Origin of the sequence: Leadbettera azotonutricia ZAS-9, assembly GCF_000214355.1 — a bacterium.
GTDB classification, from domain to species: domain Bacteria; phylum Spirochaetota; class Spirochaetia; order Treponematales; family Breznakiellaceae; genus Leadbettera; species Leadbettera azotonutricia.
Map to the genome: position 1 here is coordinate 2,854,129 of NC_015577.1, position 26,224 is coordinate 2,880,352.

The window sequence follows — 26,224 nt, forward strand, 5'->3', positions numbered from 1 at the left end:
CTTGCTGAATTGTGAATATACATCCTGTGGTTAAAGAAATATCGGCTATCTTCTCGAATCAGGGCAAACAGGTTTATCTTGTAGGCGGGGCTGTCAGGGATCTCCTGAGGAGCAGGAAAGCCAAGGATTGGGATTTAGCCACCGACGCCCTCCCCGACGAAGTCATCGCGTTTTTCAAGGAAAAATCGGGCCCTGGCGGCAAGCCCCTGGGCTTTGTCATCCCCACAGGAATAAAGCACGGCACCGTGACCGTCCACTTCAGGGGCAATGAATTCGAGGTTACCACCTTCAGGGCCGACAAGGGCTACAGCGACGGGCGCAGGCCGGACACTGTGGAATTCGGCGTATCCATAGACGAAGATTTAGCCCGCCGGGACTTTACCATGAACGCCGCAGCCTACAAACTGCCCGAAGGCCCTCTGACCGATCCTTTTAATGGCTGTGCCGATATCAAAGCCAAGCTGATACGTTCAGTGGGCAACCCTGTGGAACGCTTTGCGGAAGACGGCCTTCGCCCTGTCCGGGCTATGCGTTTTGCAAGCCAGCTTGGCTTCCAAGTTGACGATGCGGTGCTGGCCGCCATACCGGCAGCCCTCCCCCTCACTGCCAAGGTTGCCCCGGAACGCATGCGGGACGAACTGGACAAAATCATCATGAGCCCCGAGCCTTCCGCAGCCTTTCTCCTCATGGAAAAAACAGGTCTTTTGGAACTCATACTCCCGGATCTTGCGGCCTGCAGGGGTGTGGATCAAAAGGGCTTCCATCGTTTTGACGTGCTGGAACATTCCCTTTTGGCCTGCGATTTCGCTGCCCGCGAAAATGCCCCCCGGGAAGTCCGCCTTGCAGCTATCTTCCACGATCTAGGCAAAAAAACCACTCGCAAACTGGGGGATAAGGGCGTTTGGACTTTCCATCAGCACGAAGAAGAATCTTCCCGTCTTGCAAAAGAGATCATGCTCAATTTCCGCTACCCCAACGCGGTAATGGACAAGGTCTGCCATTTAATAGAAGAACATATGTTTCATTATGAAGACAACTGGACTGACGCAGCAGTGCGCCGCTTCATCATCAGGGCGGGGGAGGAAGATCTGCCGGATCTTTACGCCCTCCGCCGGGCCGATGCCTATGGCACAGCCAAAACCGAGCCGGCCCCGGACTTCCTCCTCCCCCTGACCAGACGGGTAGAAAAGGTCCTCGCCGGCAGCCGTGCCCTCTCCCTCAAAGACCTGGCAGTCACAGGCTACGACCTCAAAGAAGCCCATGTAAAACCCGGCAAGCATATGGGAATAATCCTCAACGAACTCCTGGAAGCAGTCATCGACGACCCGAGCCTCAACACCAGGGAAAAACTCATACAAATCGCGGCAAACATCAACGAACGGTATAGTGTATAGGGCGCTATTCGGCGCTGTCTTTTTCCAGGGCCTCGTATGCCATTTTGGCGGCTTCCTGTTCGGCGGTTTTTTTATTGCGGCCTGTACCGGGGCCATAGGCAATATCGGAAACGATGACTTCCATCCAGAAAAGGCGGGCGTGGTCGGGGCCGGAGCGTTTGAGGAGGCGGTAGACGGGGTAGTTGTGGTAAAGGCGCTGGCAGAGTTCCTGGAGCAGGGACTTGTAGTCCTGATGGTGGCGTTTTTCGAGAACCCGGCTTATTTCGGCTTCCATGAAGCTAACCACAAAGGCGAAGGCTGCTTTGTAGCCTGAATCGAGGTAGATGGCGCCTATGATGGCTTCCAGGGCGTCCGCAAGGATGGCGTTTTTGGAGCGTCCGCCGGAGTTTTCCTCCCCTTTGCCCAGGATGAGGAGGGTGTCGATTTGGAGTTCCCTGGCTACGCCGGAAAGTATGTCTTCTGAGACAACCACGGACTTGATTTTGGCAAGGTCCCCTTCGGGGCGGTCGGAGAGCCTTTCGTACAGGAGGGTGGCGGTAATAGCGCCAAGTATGGAGTCGCCCAGGAATTCGAGGCGTTCGTTGTTGAGAGCGCGGTCTAATTCATTGGAGATTGAGCGGTGCATGAAAGAAAGGTTCAAAAGCTCCATGCTCTTGAACCTGACGCCGGCGGTCTTTAAGAATGCCGCCAAAACCTTCTTTCTTGCTGAATCCAGGGAAGGAAGCCCCTCTGGAGTCCCCTTTTTCCCCTTATTTTTGCTGGGATTTGATGTATTCGTAGGCATCCCGGACGGTTTCAAACTCATTGGCCTTCTCGTCGGGGATGGAAATGCCCATTTCCTCTTCGATAGCATAGACCAATTCATAGGTGTCCAGACTGTCGGCGCCGAGATCCTGGCGGAAGGAAGCGTCAAGCGTGATCTTGCCCTCTTCCACTTCCAGCTTGTCGGCGATCAGTTTCTTTATTTTTTCAAACAATTCGTCCATTTTAATTCCCCTTAAACCTTCGATTCAGGAAGGATTACTTGTTTGCCCCGGTAAAAACCGCACTTGGGGCACACCCTGTGCAGCAATACCATATTGCCGCAATTGCCGCATTCAACAATGGAAGGGGCGGTGAGCTTCATATTGATCGTCTGCCTCCGGCGTGTTCTTGCCTTCGACGTCTTAAACCTGGGTACAGCCATTCTAAACCTCGCTTCGAATATTCAATTCAATGTAGAAATTCAGTTTAACAAATTCACCGCTTTGTGTCAAGCTCAATATTGGATCAGTCAGCATAAGCTTAAGAAAATTTCTCCTTCAAGGCCCTGGACACCAGGGGGGGCACCATGGCGGAAACATCCCCATGGAAAGAAGCCAGCTCTTTGATAGAAGAGGATCGCAAAACGAAATATTTGGGGTCTGTGGTCATAAAAAGGGTCTCGATATGGGGGTGAAGGGCCTTGTTCATCATGGAAAGCTCAAATTCGTAGGAAAAATCGTCCATGCCCCGGACTCCCCTTACCAAAAGCCTGATATTCTCCTGCTTCATGTAATCCACAATGAGGGAATCCCATATAACGGCTGAAACATTCTTCCAGGGCTTGATAAGCTCGTTCATCATTTCCAGCCTCTCCTCCGCAGAGAAGCAATAGCGCTTTTGGCGGTTTTCGGCCACTATCACCACAAGCTCGTCAAAAAGGGACGACGCCCGCTCTATAATATTCGTATGACCCAGGGTCGGGGGATCAAAAGATCCCGGGAAAACCGCCTTAAACATGAACCGATTATAATAAATGCTCCGGGAAAATTCAAGGTTTGTGCCGATAATAGGGAAAAGCCGGTCCAGGCATTTGACTTGACCGCAATAGTCGGATAAAATATACATATGAAAAGATTAGCTTGTTTGTTGACAATCCCTCTTCTCATAGTTCTTTCGTGCGCTTCTGCCCCTGCGGCGGTAGAAGCGCCGGTTGAACCCGCCACTGCTGCCCCTGTCCAGGTTGAACCTGCTGCACCGGCGGCCCCTGCAACGCAGCCCCCTGCCCCGGCAGATGATGTTTTCAAACCTGAAAGCGTCTCGCAGGAAGTACGGGACACTACCCTTTCGGATGTGCAAAAGCTGATTCAGGATCTCAACCAGATAATCAGGGCCCAGAATTATAACAGCTGGGTCGGCCATCTTTCTGTTTCATATATGACGGCGATCAGCTCTCCCGCCTATTTGGCTGAACGGACTGAAGAGCTCTACAAGAGGGATCAGGCAGTGGCTTCCCGCACCGGAAAGGATCCCAAAAGGGTCAGGAAGGTGGAGCTCAAGAGCGCCAGGGATTATTTTATCAATATAGTGGTTCCGGCCCGCAAGAATGACAGGGTGGATGATATAGAATTTATTTCCGAGAACCAGGTAAAGGCTTACAGGGTTGATAATTCAGGCCAGCGGGATATTCTCTACAATCTGGAAAAAACCGACGGTGACTGGAAAATCACCAATTAGACTAGGCATTCGAGTTGACAAGAAAAGGAGTGGATATGACAAACACTAAGCGGATTTTTGCTTTACTGGCAGTTTTTGCCCTTGCGGCTGGACTTGTAACGGCTCAAACCCGAAATAATAACCGGGAGATGTCGGTAGAAGAGTCCTATCTGCAGGAATCTGTGGAACTCATGATAATCAGGGAGCAAAGCCGGGCAGAAAGCCGGGATATGAAACTGGTGGCCCTGGAATATATCGGCGACGCAATTGACCGCGGCAATACAGGCGAAGAAATCCGGAGTTCCCTGGAATACCTGGGAACCGAAGGCATCGTAAACCAGACCAGGGAAAACGGCAGGCTGGTCAACAATTACCCCGATGTACGCACCAAGGCTGCTACCTATTTGGGCGATCTCGGAACCCCCGAGGCTAAAACCACCCTCATCAAAATGTGCCTTGCGGACAATGAACCCATGGTGCTGACCGAAGTGGTCAAATCCCTGGCAAAAATCGGCATCGACGATAACAACGAAACTGCCAATGCCATTTCCTGGATAGTAACCCGCTTTGATGTCCTCAATCCTGACAATCTCCTGGCTCTCTCAGCCCTTGAAGCCTACGAGAAATTGGCACAACACAACGGCGGCATCAAAGATCCTTCGGCGATCAGAACCATTATCCGCATCGCCGAGGGCAACTACATCAAGCCAGTTCAGCAAAGGGCAAAACAGGTCCTCATGGACTTAAGGAAGTACAATGCCCAGAGCCAAAGTCAGAACAACGGCCAGAACGCTTCTTCAAAATCAGGGAATTAAGCTCTTCGCAAGCTTTGCCCTTTTCCTCTCCATGGCTCTCATACCCGCCGGTCTAGCATCGGCGGATTCTGTTGTTTTCGTCAAAGAAAACACCGACGGCACAGATGACGGCATAGCCCGCCTTCTTGGCGCCATGAGCCCCGCCCTCTACCGCAGAGCCAACAATGGGGGACTTATCGCAAGCGATGATGTCATCCTCATCAAAATCAATTCCCAATGGGCCGAACGGGGTGGCACCAACACCGATGTGCTCAAAAGCCTCATCCAGTATATCGTAAACCACCCTGATGGATTTAAAGGCGAAATTATCATAGCGGATAACGGCCAGAGCATGTTCGGTTCCCAGCGCAGCGGAGGCAATCTTGATTGGGACCAGCCCAATTCCAAAGACCGCGCCCAGTCTGCCCAGGATGTGGCCGACTATTTTGCGGGCAGGGGTTACAAAGTTTCGGGCGTTCTCTGGGACAAGTTTACCCGCACCAGGGTTAAAGAATTTGAATCCAACGACAATGCTGACGGCTTTGTGGTAGAAGACGGCGCACGGGAACCCACAGGCATTGTGGTAAGCTACGCCAAATTCACGACCACTTATGGAACCCAGGTCAGCTTTAAAAAAGGCGTCTGGAACAGCACGTCCAAAAGTTACGACAGCGCCAAACTCAAAGTGATCAATGCCCCGGTTTTAAAGAACCACGGCCAGTACCAGGTTACGGGGGCCATAAAATCCTACATGGGGACCCCTTCCAACTCCCTGACCAATATGTCGCCCCACCAGAGCGTAGGCCGGGGCGGCATGGGAACCCAGATGGCCAATACCCGCTTCCCCGTCTTTACCCTCCTGGATATGGTCTACATTGCCCCCGACAGAGGCCCCGGCTCCTCCTACTCCACTGCAGTGCAGAAAAACATGGCCGCAGTCAGCCTTGACCCCGTTGCTCTTGACTACTGGGCCAGCAAAAATGTCCTTATCCCGGCGGCCAGGGCCGCAGGCAGCAACCGCTGGCAGATTATGGATCCCGACGCCAAAGACCCGGGAACCTTCGGTTACTGGCTCAGGCTTTCCATGAACGAGCTTGCAAAAGCGGGCTTCAGCGTTACCATGGACGAAAGCAAAATTAAGGTGGAGAAGGTTCAGTAACCGCCCTTGACAAAAACAGTAATATTTTGTATCGTATCTTTCACCTTCGAGATTTGAAGGTATCCTGTCTCCCTCGTCTAGTGGTTAGGACATCGGGTTTTCATCCCGACAACGGGGGTTCAATTCCCCCGGGAGATGCATTTAGCGGCGTTTTTAATGCCCGCCGCCCCAGTTTGATTACCCCCGCGTTCCCATGTGGGCAGAGTATAATTCCGAGGCGCTTCGGGCAAGAGACTTGTATAAATCGTTGACAACAGAATCAGAAGATGAATATAAGTAGCTTTCACTTTCTATGATGCCAATTAATGGCTTCATCTGATAGTAGTATTCCACTGCTTGTTGGCTATACCTGTCGTATTTTGAAAGGAGGGCATGATAAGAACGCAGTACAGGAAGATATGTGCCATCCGCAAGACGAGCCTTGGCTGTTTGCAATTCATCTTCAACAGTGCGCTCTATTTCATCCGAGACACATTTTGCAATGGACTGGTATAAGTTTCTAATGACAGAATCAGAGGACAATTTTAAGTAGCTCTCACTTTCTATGATACTGATTATGGCCTTCAACTGATGGCAGTTGTCTACCGCTTGTGATTCTCCGATAGTGTATTTTTTAAGAAACTCGTGGTAATAACGCAGCACGGGAAGATAGGTATTACCAGCAAGACGGGCCATACCTGTTTTCGATAGTGTTTCAAAGATTTCTTTTATTTGATCGGCAAAAAGGCTCCGGTCAAAGCAGCCCCCCGCATTCTCCGACAAATGATATAAGAGCGTTCCGTTTTGTCTTGTCTGAGACAGATTTAGTTTGTACCAATTACGTTTTATTTCGTCGTATTCTGAAAACACCGGGGAAACAAGCGTACTTGCACCGTTTGCAATTTTCTCTATGACCCCTTGGGTACGTTTCAAGTCGGATACCGTTGAAAATGACGGCGCACAGATAAAATCGTTATCCATCCGCCCCACAATGCAGACATCCTGCGTGCAACTAAGATAAATCTCATATGAAAATTCATGTTCTGTCATAAATTCCCTCTCAAATATCCTTGCAGGGCGGCTGCCCCCATTGGGCGGCTTGTGGCTTTGTCTGCTTATCTACTTCTGATCCAAATTGAACACACCTTCCCACTTGGGGTCGGGGGGAGTTTTTTGGAACTTCTGGCAGCGGGCCAGGTAGAGCTTGGCGGGGCCGTCAGAGGGGGCAAGGGCAAGGTATTGTTTGAACAGCTTGGCGGCCTTTGCCCAGTCTTTTTCCTTTTCGAAAATATCAACACCCTCATCGAAGAGTTTAATGCGCTCAAGGAGGTCGGTCCCGGCTTCGCTGGTTAATTCCATCACTTCGTAGAGCCTTACCCAGGTGGTAATGCCCACCACCCTGACGCGGTCCAGGCGGCGGAGGACAAACTCATCGCCCAGGTGCTTGCGGGTGTAGCCTGAAATCAAAATGCCCCCGGTGTTGTATTGCTTGTTCACCCCTTCGAGGCGGGCCGCTAGGTTTACAGAGTTGCCCATTATGGTGTAGTCCATCTTGTTGGGGGTGCCCATGTTACCCACGACTATCATGCCCGTATTTATTCCCAAACGGGTAAAAATCAGGGGCTCGTCGACGCTGTTAATAATCTTTTTGGCCAGGAGGGCTTGGGCAACATCGGCGTTCAAAAGGCCCTTTTCCATCGCCTCTTTGTTGATAAGGACTTCTGCTTTCTTCATTTCCAGGGCGGAGCGTACCGCAAGGCTGGCGTGGTTTTCCATGTGGAGAGGGGCGCCGAAAAAGGCGATGATGGCGTCGCCCTCGTATTTGTCAATGGTGCCCTGGTTTGCAAGGACAATGTCGCTCATGCGGGTAAGGTAAAAGTTGAGCAGCTCCACGAGCTTATGCGGGTCGGGCTCCCCGGTCTCGTCTTTGAGGGCCTCAGAAATAGTAGAAAAACTGCGAACGTCGGTAAAGATGGCGGTCATCTCCAAGCGCTGGCCGCCGAGTTGGAGACGGGAAGGGTCGGCGACAATCTGGTCGATAACCGCAGGGGCAAGGTAGCGGGAAAAGGCGGAGCGGATAAACACCTTCTCCTTTTCGGTGCCCGCAAAGGCAATGGTCTCCCGCACGATGAGGGCGGCCGCCATAGCCAGTGCCGGCCCCAGGGGACCCAGGAATAAGCCCTTGGCATAAAAAAGCGCAAACGTAATAAGCAGGGTAAGCGCAATACTACTAATGCCCAGCAGTATGCGGAGCAGGGGCTTCCTCCCGGAAATACCCACAATGACCAGGGGCACAAGGAGGAAAGCAAGAATAACGCTCCACCAGGGCGGCAGGATCTGCATGAAAGATCCTGATAAAATAGTGTCCAACAGCACCCCGTGGGTGCCCACGTTGACGTATTCCCCATGGAAGGGGTTTACCCCGATATCGGTGGTGCCCGTATCCACACGTCCGATAATGCACATCTTGCCGTCAAGGGCGCCTTCAAGGTACGCCTGCTGCTCCCTGGTGGAGTGCAACTCGGTATCAAGGTATTCGAGGAGGGTGTTGCAGTATTCGGCCTCGCCCATAATGGCTTCGAGGTCGGCGGCGCTGTTCACGGTTTCTTCAAGGTAGGCAAAAGCCCGGGTGGTAAAAACGCCCAGAGCTTCAAAGCCCTGGTTGCGGAGGGCGATGTAGCGGCCGAACTCCGCGTCGGAAGTCTCCGCCAGGGCGGCGTCCTTTGCCAACTCTGCCTCTTCAAAGAGGGCGCGGAGGGAGACCGCCCCTTCTGCAATAAAGGGGAAGGCCCCTTTGTCGATAAAGGCAAGGGCGCCAAGGTACTGTTCGATGTGACGCTGGTATTCTTCGAGGATGGTAAGGCGGACAAAGGATACGTGCTCGTAGCTTTTGGCATAGGTTTCCCGGGGCCAGTCCAGGAGCATGGCGCCGTTCTTATCCAGGGGGATGACGGTATCGCCGCCGCTGCCTTTTATAACCAGACGCCCCTTGCCCACTTCGATATCGGGCCTGCCCAGCATATCCACCAGAGGCGCAAAGGCAAGCTGCAAGTACCAGCGGCCCTTCACCTTCCGGGCAAGGTAGAGCCGCCGCCTGATTCCGTCGCTGTCTATGGCGACATTGGTAAAGCCTGCGCCCTTCACGGCTTCCATAAAGAGGGGCAAGGCAGGGAGGATATCGACGGCGCTGCCGCCGCCAACGCCCGCAGGGTCGGCAATGGGATACGAAAAGCGCTCCTCCGCCAGAGCAAGCCGCTGGGCCTGCTCCCCCTCAAGGGCAAACTGTTCCTGGAGGTTCAAGGTGCCCCAGACCTTCCCCAACAGGGCAGAAGCCTCTGCAAGGTGGAGGTCGTTGTCACGGGTAATCTGCATGGTTTCGCGGTACAGGGTGTCGCGGCCTTCCTGCACCATGAGGGTGACATCGTCGATGTAGCGGGAAGCCTCTGCCGCCCCTATCTGCCCTGCGCTGATGGCTTCGAGGATTTCCGCCATGCCGGAGCCCACTTCGGAAAAGCGGCGGTCGTAATCGGCGGCAAGGCCCTGCTGAAGGTAGAGCTCGTCAACCTGGGTGGGACTTTTGTCGATGAACTCGATATCGAAGATAGCCGCCTGGATGCCGTACTCCTTGAGCCGCACCAACCCGTCGGCAATGACCGACCGGGGCCAGGGGAACACCCCCACCTGGGCAATGGCCTGGTCGTCTATGTCGAGAAAAGCAACGTTTTGTATCCGCTGCCGCGGGGGCCTAAAGCCCAGGTACACATCGTAGATTTTGCTCTCTGCCGCGGCAAAGAAGGGCGCAAGGTAGAGGAGCGAAAAAAGCGCCGCCGCCCCGAAGGCGGTCAGGATTGATAATTTACGAATCGTCATGGCGCTTATCCTTTAGAACGTGCAGCATTGGTAAAACACATCCTTTGGCTTTCCTTTGCGGCCTATTCAATACGGTAGGCACTGCGGACATCTTCTCCATCGAAAAGGCTCCGGGGGAGTCGAAAACGACGGAAGCCGCCCCTTGGAGGGTGCGGCTTTCCGTAGTGCTGGTGTTAATTATTCCAGTCAAACCCCACGCCAAAGCCGCCGGCGGCTGCTTCGGTGTCGGTGCGGGGTACGGTTTCCCAGGAAAGTACCGGGTAGTGGTAACCGGAGGCTTCGAGCCACTTCCAGATGCCGTTGGGGGTGGTAAAGTCCCAGCTAAGGCCGCCGTTGAGACTAACAAGGCCAGCAACGGAGTCCACGGGTTTTCGGTCGAAGTAGGTAAGCTGGTTCACCGCGCGCTGGAAGTCGGCGCGGGCAAGGTTGGTGTTATTATCATATTGGGGGTTGTCGGAATAGGCGGTATAGCCGTTGCTCTGCATATAGGTGGTATAACTGCTAACATTGCCAGTACCGGGATTTGTGTTCGCCGGGATAAAGCCGATATCAGGGGTGGCAAAGTTGAAATTGCCGGGTCTGTTGCCAGTGCCGATGGCGGCTACATACGAGGGATTGTCTGCGTCGGTATTCTCGGCCTTTATGCTGGTTTGCAGGGCCACCGAGTGGTCAGCAATGCCAAAGCCAATGCCAACGCCTTTCCCGAAAATACCGCCGGCATGGGCGCTGTCGTCGCCAGTGGTCATATTACCCGTTGCCTTGGCGGCAACCGTGCCCAGGGCGTAGGCGTTGGTAATGACATCGCCGGGATAGCCTGCAATGCCCCCGGCATAGGCTTGCTTTCCGCCCAGGACGCTGACCTTTGCGTAGGCATAGACATCCTCAATTTTAACTTTGCCGGACCCCAGGATGCCCCCGGCATAGGCGTTCTCGGTTGTGGTTTGGGCTGCCGTTTCAGCTGCCACAGTGCCCAGGGCAAAGCTGCTGCGGATAGCGGCGTCGCCTGTTACCGTGGCTGTGCTCGTGCCCACAATGCCCCCGACATTCACATCGGCATTCGATGAACCAGTGTGTCCGGCAGCCTTCCCTTTAATAATACCTGTAAAGGAACTGTTAGTGATGCTGCCTTTAACCAGTTTCCCTGCTATCCCGCCGACATTTATACCGCCGGTTTCCCTGGTCCTTACCACATTGAAGGCTGCATTGGCACCAGAAACAGACACATGGACGTTCTCTATGGTTGCGCCGTTGATAGTCCCCGCAAGGCCGCCTATATTATAGGTGATGTCGAAGACTAGCGGGTTAGATTCGGTGCTCGCGGGAATGGCATAGACCACGTTGAGGTTTTTGACCGTCCCATTCAGCAGGTAGCCAAAGAGCCCCAGGTGGGCGGTCATATCTCCTAGACCCTCACGGAAACTGGTAATGGTGATGGTGTGCCCCTGCCCGTCAAAGGTTGCGTCAAAGGGGTTTGCGGCAATGGAAAGGTCGTCCATAGCAAGCACAAGGGGGGGGCCAAGGGGGATCAATTCGCTTACCGTAATATCCCGTTCCAGGTAGAAGGTAATGCCAGAATCTGTAGGAAGGGCGTTCGAGGCATCAGTTAAATAAGCTGTATATGAAAGCCGCTGCAGTTCCGCCGCATTGTGGATGTAGAACACCGACTGGGCCGCTTCGTAGGTGGGGTCTACGGTCATGGTAAAGGTCTTGTTGATGGTCTGGCCTGCCAGAATGGTAACTGTAATGGGGGCGCCTGTGCCGACTAGCGTATTATCGGTCTTAGTATAGGCGGCGGCGGTAATCGTCCAATCGCCTGCTTCCAGTTGAAAGGTTTGGGTGGGTTCGTTCAGCGGCAGGGTGTAGGTTCCTGAAGGGCCTGAAAAGGTAAGCCGATACGTAAGGCCGCTTGCGATAAACGCATCCGACAGAGTAGACCGCCCTGAAGCGCCGCCAAGGGTTATGGTAATAGCGCCCTTGCCTGCTTCAAGGCCGCTCGACTTCCCGCTCTCCGGGTTGGAAAGCAGGGTACATGAACTTGCCCATAGGGCAGCCGCTAACAGTATTACTGTTAATTTGATTGCATGAGACATCTTCTTCATATTAAACTCCTTCATTTATTTATTCCCCCAGTCAAAACCGGGTGTAAAAATTGCTTCGCCAAGTATCACCTGGGGCGCCGAAGCTGCGGCTGCTCCTGTTCCCTCTGCATCTACCCCTATAGGCATCGAGGGGGCAAGGTCTTCCCTCATGGCTGCGGCGGGGCTTTGGGTGCGGCCGGTGTCGGGGTTTGCGGCAGCGGCTTTACCGGCGGCAACGTAGACGGAGATGCGGTCGCGGCCGGCTATGGCGACCGTGCCCTCGTCGACGCGTAAGTTTACGCCGTCAAAGTCGAAGGAGGTGCCCCGCACCGAAGCGGTGGCAGAAGGGCTGCGCACGGTGAAGTCGGTCTTGCCCCCGGCAGGGGGGTTCACGTTTGCACTGACGCGGCCGGTTCGCAGGGTTACGTTTACCTTTTCTGCGCCTGCGGAAGCCGAAAACTCTGCAAGGCTTAACTGGGTTAAAGGCTGCACGGTCAGGGTAGAGTTGCCGATAGTTACAGCGGCGGTGCTCTTAAAGCCGGTGGAAATAATGGCATCGGTGCTTACGCTCTGGCCTTGGGCGGCAGGGGTATACGCGGAAGCGCCCTGCTCCTTTACTTCGACCCGTCCTTTAATTTCTGTGATGATCGCCGTTTGGGCAGAAATCGCCGTAATACTGCACACGAACAGTACTACTGCTAACATCTTTCTTAAGTGCTGTGTTTTCATATCAACCTCCATTTATAGGGATATAATAAGGGCTAAACTGGTCTTAAACCTGATTTTGGCATCGTCGATAAAGGCGCCGCCCAAACTGGGGAAGAATGCCCCTGCATTAAGGGTAAACCGTAGATCCGGGTCGGGGGCCCAGATAAGGCAGCCCAGAAGCTCCATGCCCAGGGCGGGGGAATCTTTTGCCGGGTCAAGTTCCGCATCGCCCGTAAAGGTGCTGGTGTCGGTCCTTAAAAAATATACCGCGGCGGCTTCGGCGCTCAAGGTCTCCTGTATACGGGCGCTATAGGCGCCTTTAATGCTCACCAGGCTTGCAAGACCGGGCGCGAATATCTGCCCTGCAGAAATGCCGCCGCTTAGAGGCGCAAAGGCCCCAAGGCTTTCGTCCTTATCGCCGGAGGCATAGATAAGCTCCAGGGCAAAGAGATCTTGCAGGGCGGTGGGCGGCTTCCAGTCAAGTCCGCCCTTCAGGGCATAACTGAAAAGGGGATCGGTATCTGCGCCGTCTGCTTTAAGCTCCGAGAGACCCCCCACCAGAGCCAGGGAAAGGCTTACGCTGGGCGCGGCTTCTACGGTGTAGAGGGCTTCGAGGTATTGAGAATGGAAAGTTCCCGGCATGGCGGGATCGCTTTCGTTCAGGTCGAACTGGGCGATTAAATCGAGGGCAAGGGAAGAGCGGGCGCCTAAACTGGGGAACTCTCCGCTCAGGGCGGCGACCAGGCGGCGGGAGCCGAAATAGGTATCCATGTCGTTGTAATCCAGCGGCACTTGAGAGAAGAGTATCTTGTCGCGGTCGGACAAAAGGATTTGGGATGTCCCCTTGTACAAGAGCCCCGTATAGTAGACCCCTGCGCCAAGCCGTGCGCCTCCTATGGCAAAGCTCCCGCTTAAACCGTCAAAGAGGCCGCTTGCAATAAGGCCGGCGCTGTCGCCAAAGGCGTGCCGCCCCAGGGCTAAGGAGACGGTGGAAGACGGGCGGTAGGTAAACTCGGTGCGCCCCAGTTCCAGAAGCAGGGGCAAATCCCATTCTTCCTTTTCGTAGTCGAGGCTTGCTTTAAGAGAAAGGTAGAGGTTTGCCTTGCTCCCCAAAGGCGCAGAAAGCCAGGGGGTAAGACTGTTATTAAAAAAGAAGCCCTCCCCTTCGGGGGAGTAATAGCCCGGCTCGGTACTTGCCACTATGCCAAAATCGAAGGCGGCGGCGTTCCCTGCAAGGAGGATACCAAGGGTAATGCCTAGGGCAAAGCCCAGGGCTTTGCCCTTAGCAGTAATGGCGCTTATGCGTGCTTTCATGCGTCTGCCCCCGTGTAGTTCAGCACCCTTCCCAAAATGCGGAGGAGCTGCTCGCCCGAAACCTTCTGGCTCGGGTCGGTCGAACCCTGTATCAGCTTATGGTAGACCAGGAAGCGGTTGGCATAGCGGGGGCCGGGGAAGAGGCGGTACCACATGCCGCCTTTTATGTCAAAAGCCCTCATCATAAGGAACGAAAGCCCTCCAAGGGTTACGGGGGTATTTTCTGCAATGTTACGGGGCAGGAAACTGCGGCTCCGGGCTTCAGCAAAGGCAGCGTCGGCATGGGCGCTTTCGCCCACAATGCCTGCCCCTTGTAGAACAAAAAGGGTTGCCGACATATAGGTAACTTCAGCAGTGTCCAAAAGCCCTTCCAGCTGCTCTGCCGTCTGGGCAAAGATCCCTGCAGCCAGAAAAACTGCACAGGCCAATAGGAATGCAAATTTCTTCATGTATCCTCCATAACACTATACTGTACATCTGCGTAATCTTGAAAACACTATCTTTTGTCCAAATAAACAGCCTATTTTTAGCCACATGGCTATAAAAAGTGTCTGCCCACAAAGTCGGTTACTTTGCGGACAGCCTTGTCTTCATGAGCGATATTCACTTCGCCCTGACGTACACCAATTTAATACCGTCAAAATCCCGGACCAGGGTATCGCCGACCAATATAAAAATGTGGGTAAAAGTTTTGTCGTATACTGCGGTTATGACATTGCCCTTGACGGTGTACGTGGCCTCAATACCTTCGATAATATCTTTTACCAGCGCCTCGCCGTCGGCTTTGAATTCAATGGTCCATAGATCCGTTTCCTTGGTACCCATTTCGGCGGCGGTAATCTTCTCTCCATTGGGACCTTCCATATAGGTATTGATCCATTTGCCCAGTATCGGGTCGGCGGCGAAAACCATTGTTGGCAGCACACAAATTGCCAAAACCATCACTACAAATACTACTCTACGTTTCATACTCTTTCCTCCTCATATCAATTTGCATAATATCGGCTCAGCACGGAACCGACGTAACTATCTACTATAAGGGTGTAATCATCGGCGGTGGCCGCTTTACCGTTTATAAAGAACACGGTGATATCATCGTCGCCGTTCCCGGTGTAGAATTCCGGACCGGTCAAAAATTCTGCGGCCTCAAGTTCATTGCGGGAACCATTAAGGCTTAGAAGATCTGCAATTTTGTCAAGCTTTCCCCGGGAGTAGCGGTAATAGACATCGCGCCTGGACCAGCCGGGAAACCCCCTAATGTTTCCGCGTACGAATACTATACGCTGGGTGAGGGTGTCGTAGTCGTAGACCACATCAATAAAGCCAAGAAGGTTATCGCTTAAGTCTTCGTAGGTCAACGTGAGTTCAGAGAGCAGGCAAAGGGGCTTTCCCTCCACAAGGGTATAGAGGAAGGTGTACTGTTCGGAACGATCCTGATTTGTGGCAATAAACCAAAGTTCGAAGATGCCGTCTCCGTCTATGTCCAGAGTTATGCCCACCCCCAGGTAAAAATCGCCGCCGGAAAAAATGTTCCTGTCATAGCTGCCGAAAGGACTGGTGGCTTTAAGACCTGCAAACCACGCGTCCTGGTTGTCCAGAAGCTCGTCGTAGATAGCGTCCTGATCCGGCGGGGCGCTGGGTTCTTCCCATTCGTCCTCCTGGCTGTTAAATTCTTCATTATAGACCACCAGCCCGTTGGGCAGGCCGTCGAAGCCGGATTCCTGCAAATAGTAGGTGGTATAGGGGTCGCCGTTGCCGCGATTGTCTGAACGCACCGCAGTAATGCTGCCCAGAGGGATGCCTTCGGTAAAGATTGCGTCAAACTCGTAGACATCCCCCGCCTTGCCGGGTATATCAAAAAAGACATAGCTGGGGTAAAAATCTTCGTCTTCGTCGTTAAATGTCACGGCGGCCAGCATAAAGGAGCTTAGGTCCTGCAGGAGCTGCACCCGCACCGCACCTCCTGCGCCGGGGGTCGAAAAGTCCGTGGCGATTGTGTGGACCCCCAGGCTGTCCAAAGCGTTCCATTCGGGGGTGCCCTTTTGTGCGTAGATTGCAAAGAGGGCGGCGGAAACCAAATCTTCGTCTACGTCTCCAAGCACGGCCTCAGAGGCATCGCTATTCCGGGCGGCTTCCTTCTTGCCGCTGCACGCGGCGAATAGCAGGGCGCTTAGGAGCAGCGCAATTATCAGATGTTTCATAGGGGCGACCCGCAGTAGGCGCAAACACCGCTGCCATTTACGGGCCTAAGGCTTACACCGCTGCAGGCTTCGCACTTTACGGAGATCATCTCTACTTCCTTTGGCGCTTCCTTCACCCTGCCTGCAATTACGATTTCGTTCCGCTGCTCGTCGATGCGGGCATCGACAAAGAAATGCCTGTCTATCATCTTGACAAGATTTGCCTTGACTTGGTCAACGCTTTGATTGGTGTGCTGCGCTATCTGGGGGATAGACGTGATGTCCATCGAAATAAGGCCGATGTAGCGCCTAAAATCTTTTTGCAGAGCCTTCTTTTTGCGGCCGCAATAGATCAAAAAGACGCCTACCAACGCGATAATAAAGAAGGTAATAAAATAGCCTACGTCCGAAACCTCGTCATTTTCTTCCACCAGAAACAATCCTAAAAAGCCCAGTCCAAAGATCACGGCGGTAAACCAGCCCACAATGGACTGCACCTTTCCTACCAGGGTGTTTTTAATCAGTGCGGTTTTTGTCTTCAATGTTGCTTCCATTATTTCTCCTTAAAGTTCCCCTTCAACAACGGGTGTACCGCAAAATTCGCAGACACCCTGTTTACCAGGAACCAGCGCCACCACCGCGCCGCAGGAAGTGCATATCCGCTTCTGTTCTGCCGCCGCTTCTTGCGCCGCAGGCGCTTCACTGCGGTAGATAAGATCCCCTGGGCCAATGTCGCTTTTGGTAATATCCATAAGCAAGATACCGACAGAGTCGCCTTTGTACGCGGCGTTTACCCTCTTGCGGGGAGACTCGATACCGCCAATCTCGGCAGCGGCGGTGCTGCCGTTGACACGGAGGATATTGACCTGGTCGCCAGTGGTAAAGAGGCCTGCGCTGATCTGCCCGGTTACCACGCAGCCGCGCCCGGTGATGCTATACACATCGTCCACCGTGAGTGTGTTGGGGAAGTCCCCCTGTGCCCTGACAGCAGAGGATGGCGCAGCCTTGGCATTCACGGCGGCGGCATTTCCTTTGTCCGGCGCTTTCTTCTTTCCGAATAATCCCATGCTATTTCTCCTTTGGTGGGCTGCTGGCCCTGCTGCCTAATACTTCCCGCTCCTGCCGCTGTGGCTTCGACCGGAAGAGCTGGTACGAGACCTGCCGGACGAGGACGAGCCGGTATCTTTAGGCCTGGCGGTTTTGGTTACGGTGCTGAAGAGGAACTTGTCAGAACTTTCGACAAATTGGAGGCTGCCGGAAACGATGTAAGGGGCGGCTTGGCCTGAGCTTTTGGCGGTATTCATGCCACGCTTCCAAATGCTGACCACTAAAAAGGCAACAATGAAGGATACTATCCAGGCGATAAGCGAAAAACTCAACGCGCCTGTGTAAAAACGGGTAAAGTGCCTGCCGCTGGCGCGGACAGCAAGGTATTTAGCGGTATCGTCGATAAAGCCCATATATGCGCCGTAGTAGTCGTCGGCTTTTAGTTTTTCTACTAAATGTTTTTCTGCAAGTTCCTGGGCCCAGTCGGTAAAGACCGTTTCGCCCCCCATAGGGCCTTTGCCATGGACGGTAAAAGCATAATCGCGGGTTTCGGTAACCTGGAGCAGCAAGACGCCGTCTTTGCCTTCGCCCAAGCCATAGCCCGAATAATCGAAAAGGTCATCCGCATAGGCGTCAACGGAAACATAGGGATCTGAATCGTCATCGTCGTCATCGAAAACGTAAATAGCTGAATCGTTAATGTCTGTATTGCCGATATATTCTTCGGTTACAATGACAATGTCGAAGTTGTACTGGGCGGCAATAGTTTCAATACGCCTTTCCAGCTCCTGTACTTGGGCGTCGCTTAAAAGACCGGCAAGGTCAAGAACGCGGTCTTCAGCAAAGAGGGTGGCGGCAGCGAGCAGTGTTGATAGTAACAGTAATACGCTTAGTTTGATTGTTCTCATGCCATGCTCCTATAAAACATTCCGTAAAATAATAAAAAGGGCGGTTAAAAGGACGCCGGGGATGGCGGCTATCTTAAAGCGCCATAGCCACGCCAAACCCTTATCCACCGGGAGGCGGCCAATGAGCTTGCCGGTTTGTCCGTTCATGGCAAAGGTGTACACCTCTCCCTGGTACTTGGTGTTGAGCATCCACACGGGGAAGAGGGCGTAGTGCACTTCGCCTTTTTCAGCCTGCACATTGGAGCTTTCCACCTTTACGGAGGTGTAACCTTTCACGGTTTTGGCAAATTCCGCTTCCACCGTGGTTTTGATGCGCTCGTTGGCGCGGGGCTTGCTTTTTTCTGCGTCAACATCGTAGCGCTCTGCAAGGTAGCCTGAAAGGTAGGGGGTGGCAAACTCGACCATTTGGGAATAGTCGAAAGGTTCGATAGCGTCCATGTACTCGTCGTCCATCTTTTCCGAACCGTCTACGGGCACGTTTTTGAACGCCAGCGCTCCGTTCCGCACACAGTTATAAAAACTGGTCTGGGTGTAGTTATAGTCAGAATCGGACCAGCTTTTTATCTTGGTCGCCTTGTAGCGTATCTGCGCATTGGTGTTGGCGTCGAAAAGCCAGAAAGGTACGTAAATACCCTGAATGCTGTCGATGCGGTTTTCGGCGGTGAACAATTTGGGGAGGAGCCGCTTTTTCTTGTAAAACTTTTCGAGGGCTGCCTTGGCGGCATTTTTATCCAGCTTAAAGGGGATAACATAGTCGGGCTTAAGCATGGCTTTTGCCCGTTCCTGCACTATCTGGGTGTTGCCGCAGTAGGGGCACACGGTAGCGACGGTGTTTTTATCGCCGATAATTTCTGCGCCGCAGGAAGGGCACGAACTCTCTTGCAGGGCGTCGAGCTCCCCGGCATTAAAACTGCCGCCGCCATCGGCTCCGTACTTTTCCCAGCCGAACTTATCGCCCTTGGGGGCGGCGATTTCTTTTTGGTACTCCTGCAAGGCGGCGACTTCAAACTCCGCATCGCAGAAGGGGCACTTCATCTTTTGAGTACCTGAATTAAAGGTTACTGCCCCGGAACAGTTAGGGCATTTGTATTCGCTTATTGCCATTTATTTCCCCTCCAGCTTTAAAGAGTTAAAGATAGCCAGCATGGTTTTGTCGGCCAGCACTTCCTGCGCCTTGGGCCCCCGGCCCAATAGCTGCACCTTAAGCACGTTGCCGTCTTCGGTATCCGCCACCAGCAGCACCTTGGCAAAGTTGCCGTAGCTTTCCTTTGTGTCGCTTGAGGCAACAAAGGCCGGGTGTCCCTGCCAGGTAGTGCGGTAAATGCCAAAGCCGCTGTCGTCCGGGGAATAGACACTCCAGAATTCCCGCTCCAGCTTGTGGTCGTCCAGGAAACTCTCAAAGGGGCCCGCCGCCGCCGCAAAGGTAAACCGCGCCTCCCCCAGGTAACCTGCGCCCTTCTCCAGGGAAAGCTCAATCCCGTTGGTTATCATGGCGGTGTCCCCCAGGTTAATCGGTTCCGCCGCGCTGGGGTACGTGACGCCCAGGCCGTTAAAGGACGCCGCAGCGACATCCGCCCCCGCCGCAAAACTGCCTGCGCCCAGCCCCGCGTCGCCCCCCTTCGCATCCGCCGCCACCAGTTCCGCCGCATTCCAGGCCTGGCCAATCTCCCCCTGCTGGAACGCCGCATCCGCCATCGCCTCCGCGCTGGGCGCCTTGCCCAGCGGGTAGAAGGTCATCACCTCGCCGCTCATATCCAGCAGCAGGTTGCCCCCCTCCAGGCGGAAGCCCATCTCCTGGGTCTCCCCGTCTGTAGCCAGCACCAGCGCGTTGTCGCGCACCTTGTACGCCGCCTGCATCACTATCTGGCCCTCCATCGACATGGTGAACTCCGTCTTCGTAATCTTCGCCTGCATCATCCCGCTGTCCCAATCGCCTAAAATGCTCATATAAACTCCTTTCGTAGTAATAGTAATATGGGGGGCAGTCGCCCCCCTGGGCCGCACGATGTTACGGCCCACCCCCCACTCCCAAAGGAGCCGGAGGCTCCTAGGGCTCCGCCCCTAAAACCCCGGGACACTTTTGGGAGCCCCACGAGGGGCGGGTATACTCTGCCGCCGGAAGAAACCAGGGCGGCAAATTATGCTTTTTAGTTATGGCGCGACATCATCCACAAAGGTGAACGTCGCGTCTATGGAGTTGCTGGTACCGCTGGTGATGGTCGCCAGCGTCCCGTCTGCGCCGGGCCAGTTCTTCGCCGCATAGGCGGGCAGGCTGCCTGCGGGCACGTGGATTGTGATGTCCGAGTGGTTCGAATAACCGGACACCAGATCAAACAGGTCGAGATAGAAATTCTCGTTGCCGGTGCCGGCGTTGGCCGAGGTGGGCGGGGTGGCCCCCAGGTACAGGTCCGTGAGGGCGGGGCAGAACTCGAAGTTCTGCGTACTATAGCGTACCAGCCCCGAAAGGTCCACGCTGGTCATGGTGCTGTAATTGAACTGGCTGTAGAAGGTCAGGGTCTTCACCGCCGGCAGGCTCACCGTGGCAAGCTGCTGCATGTAACGGAAGGCCTCGCCCCCCACATTCCGCAGGGCCGGGAACTGGGCCTCCCCGTCGGCCGGCGTACCGGCGCCCTGGGTTATCGACGTAATCGCCGTGTAGGCGAAGGCATTGCTCCCCACGGAGCTAACCCCCGGCGCGGACACGGTGGTCAGGCTGCTCGCGTTCATAAAGGCGCGGTTCCCAATACTGGTAACGCCGGCCGGGAGCAGCACCGTGGTCAGGGTGGCATTGTTAATAAAGGCGGCGGCCGGGATAGCCGTGAGGCTCGTGGCGCGGAGGTCAAGGACGCCGACCGCATCAATCGCCGAGGACAGGATAGCGATGATGTCCCCGGTTTCGGTCTTGATGACAAAGCCGTAGGGGGTCACCTCGAAGGGGGAACCCGGCGCCACCGTAAAGGTGGTAAGGGCGGAGCCGCCAAAGGCATTGGCCCCGATACTGGTCACGCTGGCCGGGAGGTCTATCGTCGTAAGGTGAACGCCGTAAAACGCTTCGATCCCGATAGTTACCACCCCCGCCCCAAGGGTAATGCCGGGTAGGTAGTCACTGTAGCCAAAGGCACTATCCCCAATGCTGGTAACCGTATCGGGAATGACGATGGCGGTGTTGATGCGGTGGCTCTGGCAAAACGCATAGGGGCCGATGGTGGTAATCCCCTCGGCAATGGTGAGGTGTTTAATCTTGCTTGCAGAGCTGTACCAGGGGGCGGCGCTCCCGTTCATGCCGGTGGCGGGCATGGGTCCGGAGCCGCTAATCACCAGGGTCAGGTCGTCGCCTTCGCCCGTGAGCTTCCAGTAGGTGGCGGTGTCCCCAAGCTGCACCGTGTCTGTAACTACGGCGCTGGGTGCGCTTTGCACCGTGCCGCTCAGGTCCGCCCGGCTTACCACCACCACGATGGTATGGTCTGCGTCGGCATCCGCCAGGGTGTAGCTGTCCGATGTGGCGCTGACGGTGTGCTCCTGGAGGAGCGTGCCGCTTGTGGTGTCGCGGTACCACTTAAAGGTGATGTCCCCGCTCCCGGAAAGGATGGCGGCGGCGGTCAGGGGCTGGCCCGTCATGGCCAGGCCGCTCAGGGTCACCAGGCCGCCCAGGCCGGGGGGGGTTCCCTTGGCGGTAACGTTAAAGTTCCCCCACACCGAGTCGGCCCGGCAGGCGGCCACGCTTGCCAGCGGCACAAAGAGGGTGATGGTCTGGGTGGTGCGGCCGTCGAACGCGTTGGCGGCAATGCTGGTAAACGCCGTCGGGTCCGCCCGGTCTATGGTAATCGTGGCAAGGTGGTACGTGTAGGCCAGGGCGTAGTTCCCCAGGCTGGTGATGTGCGAAAGGTCGATGGCCGGAAACTCGGAGAAGCTATAAAAGGCGTAGGCCGCCAGGCTGGTCACCTCGATGGGCAGTTTAATGCCGGTAATATAGCCCTTGCCGCCCACGTCCAGGACGCCGACGCCGGGGATAAACGTCCCGGTGCAGCCGCTCAGGTCCAGGTTCAGGTACTTGCCCTTGTCAGCGATAACCGGAAGCAGGATCTGCCAGTTGGCTATATTCGAAATATCGTAGCCGGTAAGGGCGATTTCCAGGGGGTCGGTGTAGTTGCCGGTGTGGGTCCCGTCGAGAATGGCTGTTTGAATAAGGCCCGCCAGCGTGTCGGCCAGGCCCGCCGCCGCCACTTGGATGGCCAGCTTGGTCCGCGCGCTTTCGACAGCGCCGGGCCGGGTGGCGCTCACCCAGTAGTCCCCGCCGGGAATCGCGTCCGGGTTTCCGTCGTCGTCGGCGTCCACCCCGTTCAGGTTGAAGGTGGGATAATAAATGCTGGGGCGCTCCGCGGTAACCCCCGTTGCCAGGGTGCTGCCGGCCGCGGCGGCATAGACCTTCCACACCGTGCCATCGGGGTAGTTGCTGGCGCCAGCCCAGTCCACGGTGTTGCTTAGGGTAAATTCATAGCTTGTCGCGCTGCTGCTATAGGGTTTGGCGGCGTTGACAAACACCGGGTCCGCCGTCAGGGGCTGGGTAAAGTCGTCGTCGGTAAAGACCCAGTCATCCCCGCCAATGTGGGTGTTCAGGTTCCGGGCAATCCACACTATCTCGCTGCGGCCGGCGGTTTTGTCACCTTTGGTAAGGCGGACGGTAAAGAGGTAGTAGGTGCTGGGGGTCGAGGTCTCTGTGGTCAGGGCATAGGTGGTTACGCCATCTACGGTGCTTGCCGTGCCGTTGCTCAAGGGGTCGCCAAGGTAATAGTTTCCTGCCGAGGTTAAGTAGACCTGGGCCGTCACCCCCTCAGGGTAGCTAATGCTATAGGTGTAGAAGCCACTGCCTGCGTTTACTATCGGGGCCAGGATAAGCGGCACCTCAGGGGTGCTTTCGCTTACCGTAAATATCGCGCTTACGCCGTTTGCCACACGGTTACTTTCGCTAAAACCTCCCGGGGCGCCTATGTAGGCGTACACCGAGATCCGGTATCTGAGCCCCAGTTCCAGAAGAAAGGCGTCATCCACCGGAGTCTGGGCTGTACTATTTGTTGTTACGTCAGCCTCATTAACGGTTTGGATATAATAATTCAGCCCCCCGGGAAACAGGGTGGCCGCATCGGCGCTGTCCGCGGGGAAGTGCTCCGGGTATATGGTCCGCGCAGCCGCGGCGGACGGGGAAGCCAGGGTGCCGCGGGCGGCCTGGTTCAGGGGGACCGGTTCGCCGGTCCCCTCGCCGTTGCCCAGGAACAGGGCGACCTGCACCCGGACGAGGGACCCCTGGTCCCCGGTTCCCGGCGTGCCCGCCGGGCTCAGGCCCGCATCCGGCGCGGGGCTCAGGATATTCGAGCACCCCGTCAGAAAGAGTATCACTGCTAAAATGGTGCCTGACACCTTTTTCATTGTATTGTTCATGCTGTATTCCTTCTCCTAGTTTGTCACGGTGATCTTGACGACCCCGCTATACCATTTGCCATCATCTTTCCGCTGCACCCGGACTTCCAGGTTGTAGTTCCCATTGCCTTTCCCGGCGCTGTTGAAAATATAGGACTGTTCGCCGTCCGTATTGCCGTATTCCCAATCGCCGCCGTTAATGCTGAACCACCGATAGTTGTAGTCCGCCGCTGTCCCTAACGCCGTGATCGTTACGGTCTTGTGCAGGCCGCCCAAGCCGTTCCTGCTGATGGTTACGGGGGTATCCGCCGCGCTGGTTACCAGGCTATCCGCCGGGCTGGTCCAGTAGGTGACGAGGAAGGAGACGGCTGCGGAGGGTACCTGTACGACAAGCTCCACCCGGGGGCTTTCGTCCTTGCCGGTTTCCCGGGCGCTAACCCAGTAGTGGGTTCCGGCGACGGAGGAAGGCAGGTCGGTGTCGTGGCGCAGGGTGAGGGTACTGCTGCTCTTGACGGCGCTGACGCCGTTGGGTTGTCCGCTGCCTGTTGCGGTGGTGTAGAGCTTCCAGGTGACGTCCGTAAAGGAAGCCGCCGCCCCGGTTAGGGTGAAGACCGCGCTTTTGGCGTCGGTCCTATCCACGGTGGCACTTGCCACGGTGATGGCGGGGGTGCGGGTGTCGAGGGCCCGCTCCACCACCTCCTTAAAGCCCGTCCAGGCGGAAACCGCCGCATAGAGGGCGGTAGTGCCGTAGGGGACGTGGAGGGTGGTCTTGCCATTGCTTCTCGGGCCGGTGGTGGGTATGGCGGCGGCGGTAGTCCAGTGCACCGTCAGCTCGATGTCGGTGGCGGTAGCGCCGTAGAAGAAGTTCGCCCCACAGCTGATTACCGTGGCGGGGATGTCCAGGCCGGAAAGGCTGCCGTATTCAAAGGCGTCGGAATTCAGGGTGCGTACCCCGCTGGGTATGGTAAAGCTGCCGGTTTTGCCCTTGGGGAAGGCGAGGAGTTCCGTGCCTTCCTTGTTGTAAAGCACGCCGTCGCCGCCGTTGTTGGTGTAGCTGGGGTTACCCGCTTCCACGTTGATGGCGGTCATGGCGTTGCCAAAGATGCTTGTGGGCCCGTTCTGGCCGCTCCAGTTCAGGGTGGCGGTGGCGGGGATGGTTATGGTGGTGAGATTAGGCATTCCGCCAAAGGCGTAGTTCTTAATGGTGGTAAGGAACGCGGGGAGGCTGACGCTGGTGGCGGTGGTCCCGTAAAAGGCGTAGGCGCCTATCTGGGTAATGCCTGCTCCCACAGTTATCGTTTTAATGTTGGCCCGCTCGGCGTACCAAGGCGCGGGGCTATCGTAGGTATAGTCGAGTATTTCCGAAGCCCCTTCGCCGGCATAGGTGATGGCCAGGGTCTTATTGTCGTCCGTGCCGGTGAGGGTGTAGCCCACGCCGCCGTCCAGGTTGCCCCCGCCGGGGTTCGCCACGGTAAAGGTGATGATGCTGGCGCTGCCGCCCCAGGCTTTGTCGCCCTCCTTCACCATTACCTGATAGGCGCCGCCTTCCAGGGGTTTGCCATTGTCGCGGGTCAGGGTAAGGATGTTGCCCGCGTTGGTGGCGCTTATGCCCCCCTGCGGGCGGCCTTCGCTGCCGCTCCAGACGCTTATGGCCGGGTGCCCCACTACCCAGGTGGTTTTTACGGTGGCGTCGGTGTCGTTATAGTTGGCAAAGGCCGGTTCGTTGGTCAGGGTAACGGTTATGCTGGTGTCCGCGGTGTTGGACTTGACCAGGGTCAGGGCGGCGTCGTTCGCCACGGTGGGCCTCCGGCTGGTGGTGGTGGCGTTTATGAAGGGGGTCACGGTCACCGCGACCCGGGGGGCGCTTTCGGCCTTGCCGCTGTTGGTGGCGGTAAGGTAGTAGGTGGTGGCGCTGGTTATGGAGCCTATGTTGCTCAGGGTCAGGACATCGCCCGCAAGGGCGCCGTTGACCGAACCCGATCCGCCGGTTGCGGCGCTATACCTCTTCCAGATGGTGGCGCCCTCGCCGCCGGATGCGACAAAGTCGTCGCTGTTGCCCAGGGTAAAGGTAACGCTGGTCTGGTCCGCGCTGGTCTTGGCCACGGTGGTGCTGCCGGAGATGACCGGCAGGGGGGTGCCTTCCGGAGGCACATAGGGGCTTACCGTCAGGGTAAGGCGGGCGCTTTCGGCTTTGCCGCTTTCGGCAACAGCCACGTAGTAGGGGCCGCTTGGAAGGGCGTCCGCCCCTATCTTGGTCAGGGTTACGGTGTTGCCGCCAACGCCATAGGCCACGGTGGCCCTGGTGGATGCGGCTGTGCCGTAGACGGTGTCGTACACCGCCCAGACTGCGCCCGCATCATAGGCCGCCCCGCTAAGGGGGAAGGCCAGGCTCGCGCTGTCCACTGCGGGCAGCGGGCGGCTGGCGATGTCGGCGGCGGGGGTGCGGGAGGCAGCGCTGGTGTCTTGGGTGTAGGCCGCGGTAGTCAATACGCCGCTCTTGTTGTAGCCGCTTTTGACGGCGATGGCTTTTACCACGCCCCAATTAGGCAGGGTAAAGGGCGCGGCGTAGAGCATGGTCGTTCCCTCTGCGGCGGCTGCCGGGTCAGTGCCGTCGGTGGTGTAGTAAATGGCTGCCCCGGCGGTTGTGCTTGCAAGGGTTACCTCCGGCAGGCTAAAGAAGGCGCCGCCATTGGGGCTTGCGGTGGGGGTCGCCGCGTCGGGCGCCAGAGGCGGGTCAGAGGGGCTGTTGCCGCCGCAACCGGCGAAGATTAAGGCAAGCGCCGCCAGGGCGCCGACCATCGCCGGAATCAGTTTGTTTGTACGTTTCATCGTTCTGTTCCTTTGCGTAGTATGCCCGCCGGCAAAGATGCTCTCTTAAGCCCTGCCAATACCGGCGGGGGTAAAACATTGGCAAAACGTAT

General features: G+C 56.0%; 23 protein-coding genes and 1 tRNA gene. 5 read left to right on the forward strand and 19 right to left on the reverse strand.

What is annotated here, in order from left to right; translation table 11 throughout:
- Positions 1-11: 11 nt before the first annotated feature.
- On the forward strand, positions 12-1,394 hold the full coding sequence (locus TREAZ_RS12520) for a CCA tRNA nucleotidyltransferase (protein WP_015712242.1): 1,383 nt from the start codon (positions 12-14) through the stop codon (positions 1,392-1,394).
- Positions 1,395-1,398: 4 nt separating this feature from the next.
- Here the strand turns inward: TREAZ_RS12520 and rnc are convergent, their stop codons facing one another.
- From rnc to coaD, 4 genes are all read right to left on the reverse strand, one after another.
- Positions 1,399-2,085, reverse strand: coding sequence for a ribonuclease III (gene rnc, locus TREAZ_RS12525; RefSeq protein ID WP_015712243.1), 687 nt, complete (start codon positions 2,083-2,085; stop codon positions 1,399-1,401).
- 58 nt (positions 2,086-2,143) lie between these two features.
- The gene (acpP, locus tag TREAZ_RS12530; RefSeq protein ID WP_015712244.1) at positions 2,144-2,380 is read right to left on the reverse strand and encodes an acyl carrier protein; all 237 of its coding nucleotides are present in this window, start codon (positions 2,378-2,380) and stop codon (positions 2,144-2,146) included.
- 11 nt (positions 2,381-2,391) lie between these two features.
- Positions 2,392-2,580: a 50S ribosomal protein L32 gene (gene rpmF / locus TREAZ_RS12535; RefSeq protein ID WP_015712245.1), complete on the reverse strand. Its 189-nt coding sequence runs from the start codon at positions 2,578-2,580 to the stop codon at positions 2,392-2,394.
- A gap of 98 nt (positions 2,581-2,678) precedes the next feature.
- Positions 2,679-3,155, reverse strand: a complete 477-nt coding sequence (gene coaD / locus TREAZ_RS12540; protein WP_043923511.1) for a pantetheine-phosphate adenylyltransferase — start codon at positions 3,153-3,155, stop codon at positions 2,679-2,681.
- Positions 3,156-3,263: 108 nt separating this feature from the next.
- Between coaD and TREAZ_RS17480 the strand changes: the two genes are divergently transcribed.
- The 4 genes from TREAZ_RS17480 (at position 3,264) to TREAZ_RS12560 (ending at position 5,942) form a co-directional block, all read left to right on the forward strand.
- Complete coding sequence (locus tag TREAZ_RS17480) at positions 3,264-3,872, forward strand: hypothetical protein (RefSeq protein ID WP_148257812.1); 609 nt, start codon at positions 3,264-3,266, stop codon at positions 3,870-3,872.
- 35 nt (positions 3,873-3,907) lie between these two features.
- Positions 3,908-4,666, forward strand: coding sequence for a HEAT repeat domain-containing protein (locus TREAZ_RS12550; protein ID WP_015712248.1), 759 nt, complete (start codon positions 3,908-3,910; stop codon positions 4,664-4,666).
- Positions 4,608-5,804, forward strand: a complete 1,197-nt coding sequence (locus TREAZ_RS12555) for a DUF362 domain-containing protein (RefSeq protein ID WP_148257813.1) — start codon at positions 4,608-4,610, stop codon at positions 5,802-5,804. The genes TREAZ_RS12550 and TREAZ_RS12555 overlap by 59 nt, the downstream gene beginning before the upstream one ends.
- A gap of 66 nt (positions 5,805-5,870) precedes the next feature.
- Positions 5,871-5,942: transfer RNA gene (locus TREAZ_RS12560), tRNA-Glu, on the forward strand.
- A gap of 39 nt (positions 5,943-5,981) precedes the next feature.
- Here TREAZ_RS12560 and TREAZ_RS12565 read toward each other — a convergent pair.
- The 15 genes from TREAZ_RS12565 to TREAZ_RS12635 all read right to left on the reverse strand — a co-directional run bounded on the left by TREAZ_RS12565 (position 5,982) and on the right by TREAZ_RS12635 (position 26,132).
- Entirely contained in the window at positions 5,982-6,833 is an 852-nt protein-coding gene (locus TREAZ_RS12565; protein ID WP_015712250.1) for a hypothetical protein, read from the reverse strand.
- A gap of 69 nt (positions 6,834-6,902) precedes the next feature.
- Positions 6,903-9,653, reverse strand: a complete 2,751-nt coding sequence (locus TREAZ_RS12570; RefSeq protein ID WP_015712251.1) for a CHASE2 domain-containing protein — start codon at positions 9,651-9,653, stop codon at positions 6,903-6,905.
- A gap of 173 nt (positions 9,654-9,826) precedes the next feature.
- The gene (locus TREAZ_RS12575; protein WP_148257814.1) at positions 9,827-11,752 is read right to left on the reverse strand and encodes a GLUG motif-containing protein; all 1,926 of its coding nucleotides are present in this window, start codon (positions 11,750-11,752) and stop codon (positions 9,827-9,829) included.
- Positions 11,753-11,767: 15 nt separating this feature from the next.
- The gene (locus TREAZ_RS12580; RefSeq protein ID WP_169312635.1) at positions 11,768-12,460 is read right to left on the reverse strand and encodes a FecR domain-containing protein; all 693 of its coding nucleotides are present in this window, start codon (positions 12,458-12,460) and stop codon (positions 11,768-11,770) included.
- Positions 12,461-12,472: 12 nt separating this feature from the next.
- The gene (locus tag TREAZ_RS12585; RefSeq protein WP_015712252.1) at positions 12,473-13,753 is read right to left on the reverse strand and encodes a hypothetical protein; all 1,281 of its coding nucleotides are present in this window, start codon (positions 13,751-13,753) and stop codon (positions 12,473-12,475) included.
- Positions 13,750-14,202 carry a hypothetical protein gene (locus TREAZ_RS12590; RefSeq protein ID WP_015712253.1) on the reverse strand — a complete coding sequence of 151 codons (453 nt, stop codon included), beginning with the start codon at positions 14,200-14,202 and terminating at the stop codon, positions 13,750-13,752. The genes TREAZ_RS12585 and TREAZ_RS12590 overlap by 4 nt, the downstream gene beginning before the upstream one ends.
- 154 nt (positions 14,203-14,356) lie before the next feature.
- The gene (locus tag TREAZ_RS12595; RefSeq protein ID WP_015712254.1) at positions 14,357-14,722 is read right to left on the reverse strand and encodes a hypothetical protein; all 366 of its coding nucleotides are present in this window, start codon (positions 14,720-14,722) and stop codon (positions 14,357-14,359) included.
- A gap of 17 nt (positions 14,723-14,739) precedes the next feature.
- Positions 14,740-15,954, reverse strand: a complete 1,215-nt coding sequence (locus TREAZ_RS12600) for a hypothetical protein (protein WP_015712255.1) — start codon at positions 15,952-15,954, stop codon at positions 14,740-14,742.
- Complete coding sequence (locus tag TREAZ_RS12605; RefSeq protein WP_015712256.1) at positions 15,951-16,487, reverse strand: hypothetical protein; 537 nt, start codon at positions 16,485-16,487, stop codon at positions 15,951-15,953. The genes TREAZ_RS12600 and TREAZ_RS12605 overlap by 4 nt, the downstream gene beginning before the upstream one ends.
- Positions 16,488-16,496: 9 nt before the next feature.
- The gene (locus tag TREAZ_RS17485; RefSeq protein ID WP_015712257.1) at positions 16,497-17,000 is read right to left on the reverse strand and encodes an EF-Tu/IF-2/RF-3 family GTPase; all 504 of its coding nucleotides are present in this window, start codon (positions 16,998-17,000) and stop codon (positions 16,497-16,499) included.
- 36 nt (positions 17,001-17,036) lie between these two features.
- Complete coding sequence (locus TREAZ_RS12615; RefSeq protein WP_015712258.1) at positions 17,037-17,888, reverse strand: TPM domain-containing protein; 852 nt, start codon at positions 17,886-17,888, stop codon at positions 17,037-17,039.
- A gap of 9 nt (positions 17,889-17,897) precedes the next feature.
- Complete coding sequence (locus tag TREAZ_RS12620; protein ID WP_015712259.1) at positions 17,898-18,992, reverse strand: TFIIB-type zinc ribbon-containing protein; 1,095 nt, start codon at positions 18,990-18,992, stop codon at positions 17,898-17,900.
- Positions 18,993-19,907, reverse strand: a complete 915-nt coding sequence (locus TREAZ_RS12625; protein WP_148257815.1) for a hypothetical protein — start codon at positions 19,905-19,907, stop codon at positions 18,993-18,995.
- Positions 19,908-20,039: 132 nt separating this feature from the next.
- On the reverse strand, positions 20,040-23,324 hold the full coding sequence (locus TREAZ_RS17490) for a leucine-rich repeat domain-containing protein (protein WP_015712261.1): 3,285 nt from the start codon (positions 23,322-23,324) through the stop codon (positions 20,040-20,042).
- A 15-nt stretch (positions 23,325-23,339) separates the two neighbouring features.
- Positions 23,340-26,132, reverse strand: coding sequence for a leucine-rich repeat protein (locus TREAZ_RS12635; protein WP_043923090.1), 2,793 nt, complete (start codon positions 26,130-26,132; stop codon positions 23,340-23,342).
- Between the last annotated feature and the right edge of the window lie 92 nt (positions 26,133-26,224).

What these genes read in the sequence shown, in the direction of transcription:
- coaD (WP_043923511.1), bottom strand. Translation starts at nt 3,155, where the DNA reads ATGTTTAAGGCGGTTTTCCCGGGATCTTTTGATCCCCCGACCCTGGGT.
- TREAZ_RS12565 (WP_015712250.1), bottom strand. Translation starts at nt 6,833, where the DNA reads ATGACAGAACATGAATTTTCATATGAGATTTATCTTAGTTGCACGCAG.
- TREAZ_RS12580 (WP_169312635.1), bottom strand. Translation starts at nt 12,460, where the DNA reads ATGAAAACACAGCACTTAAGAAAGATGTTAGCAGTAGTACTGTTCGTG.
- TREAZ_RS17485 (WP_015712257.1), bottom strand. Translation starts at nt 17,000, where the DNA reads ATGGGATTATTCGGAAAGAAGAAAGCGCCGGACAAAGGAAATGCCGCC.
- TREAZ_RS12575 (WP_148257814.1), bottom strand. Translation starts at nt 11,752, where the DNA reads ATGAAGAAGATGTCTCATGCAATCAAATTAACAGTAATACTGTTAGCG.
- TREAZ_RS12620 (WP_015712259.1), bottom strand. Translation starts at nt 18,992, where the DNA reads ATGGCAATAAGCGAATACAAATGCCCTAACTGTTCCGGGGCAGTAACC.
- TREAZ_RS12550 (WP_015712248.1), top strand. Translation starts at nt 3,908, where the DNA reads ATGACAAACACTAAGCGGATTTTTGCTTTACTGGCAGTTTTTGCCCTT.
- TREAZ_RS12600 (WP_015712255.1), bottom strand. Translation starts at nt 15,954, where the DNA reads ATGAAACATCTGATAATTGCGCTGCTCCTAAGCGCCCTGCTATTCGCC.
- TREAZ_RS12615 (WP_015712258.1), bottom strand. Translation starts at nt 17,888, where the DNA reads ATGAGAACAATCAAACTAAGCGTATTACTGTTACTATCAACACTGCTC.
- TREAZ_RS12570 (WP_015712251.1), bottom strand. Translation starts at nt 9,653, where the DNA reads ATGACGATTCGTAAATTATCAATCCTGACCGCCTTCGGGGCGGCGGCG.
- TREAZ_RS12585 (WP_015712252.1), bottom strand. Translation starts at nt 13,753, where the DNA reads ATGAAAGCACGCATAAGCGCCATTACTGCTAAGGGCAAAGCCCTGGGC.
- TREAZ_RS12605 (WP_015712256.1), bottom strand. Translation starts at nt 16,487, where the DNA reads ATGGAAGCAACATTGAAGACAAAAACCGCACTGATTAAAAACACCCTG.
- acpP (WP_015712244.1), bottom strand. Translation starts at nt 2,380, where the DNA reads ATGGACGAATTGTTTGAAAAAATAAAGAAACTGATCGCCGACAAGCTG.
- rpmF (WP_015712245.1), bottom strand. Translation starts at nt 2,580, where the DNA reads ATGGCTGTACCCAGGTTTAAGACGTCGAAGGCAAGAACACGCCGGAGG.
- TREAZ_RS12590 (WP_015712253.1), bottom strand. Translation starts at nt 14,202, where the DNA reads ATGAAGAAATTTGCATTCCTATTGGCCTGTGCAGTTTTTCTGGCTGCA.
- TREAZ_RS12595 (WP_015712254.1), bottom strand. Translation starts at nt 14,722, where the DNA reads ATGAAACGTAGAGTAGTATTTGTAGTGATGGTTTTGGCAATTTGTGTG.
- TREAZ_RS17480 (WP_148257812.1), top strand. Translation starts at nt 3,264, where the DNA reads ATGAAAAGATTAGCTTGTTTGTTGACAATCCCTCTTCTCATAGTTCTT.
- TREAZ_RS17490 (WP_015712261.1), bottom strand. Translation starts at nt 23,324, where the DNA reads ATGAACAATACAATGAAAAAGGTGTCAGGCACCATTTTAGCAGTGATA.
- TREAZ_RS12635 (WP_043923090.1), bottom strand. Translation starts at nt 26,132, where the DNA reads ATGAAACGTACAAACAAACTGATTCCGGCGATGGTCGGCGCCCTGGCG.
- TREAZ_RS12555 (WP_148257813.1), top strand. Translation starts at nt 4,608, where the DNA reads ATGCCCAGAGCCAAAGTCAGAACAACGGCCAGAACGCTTCTTCAAAAT.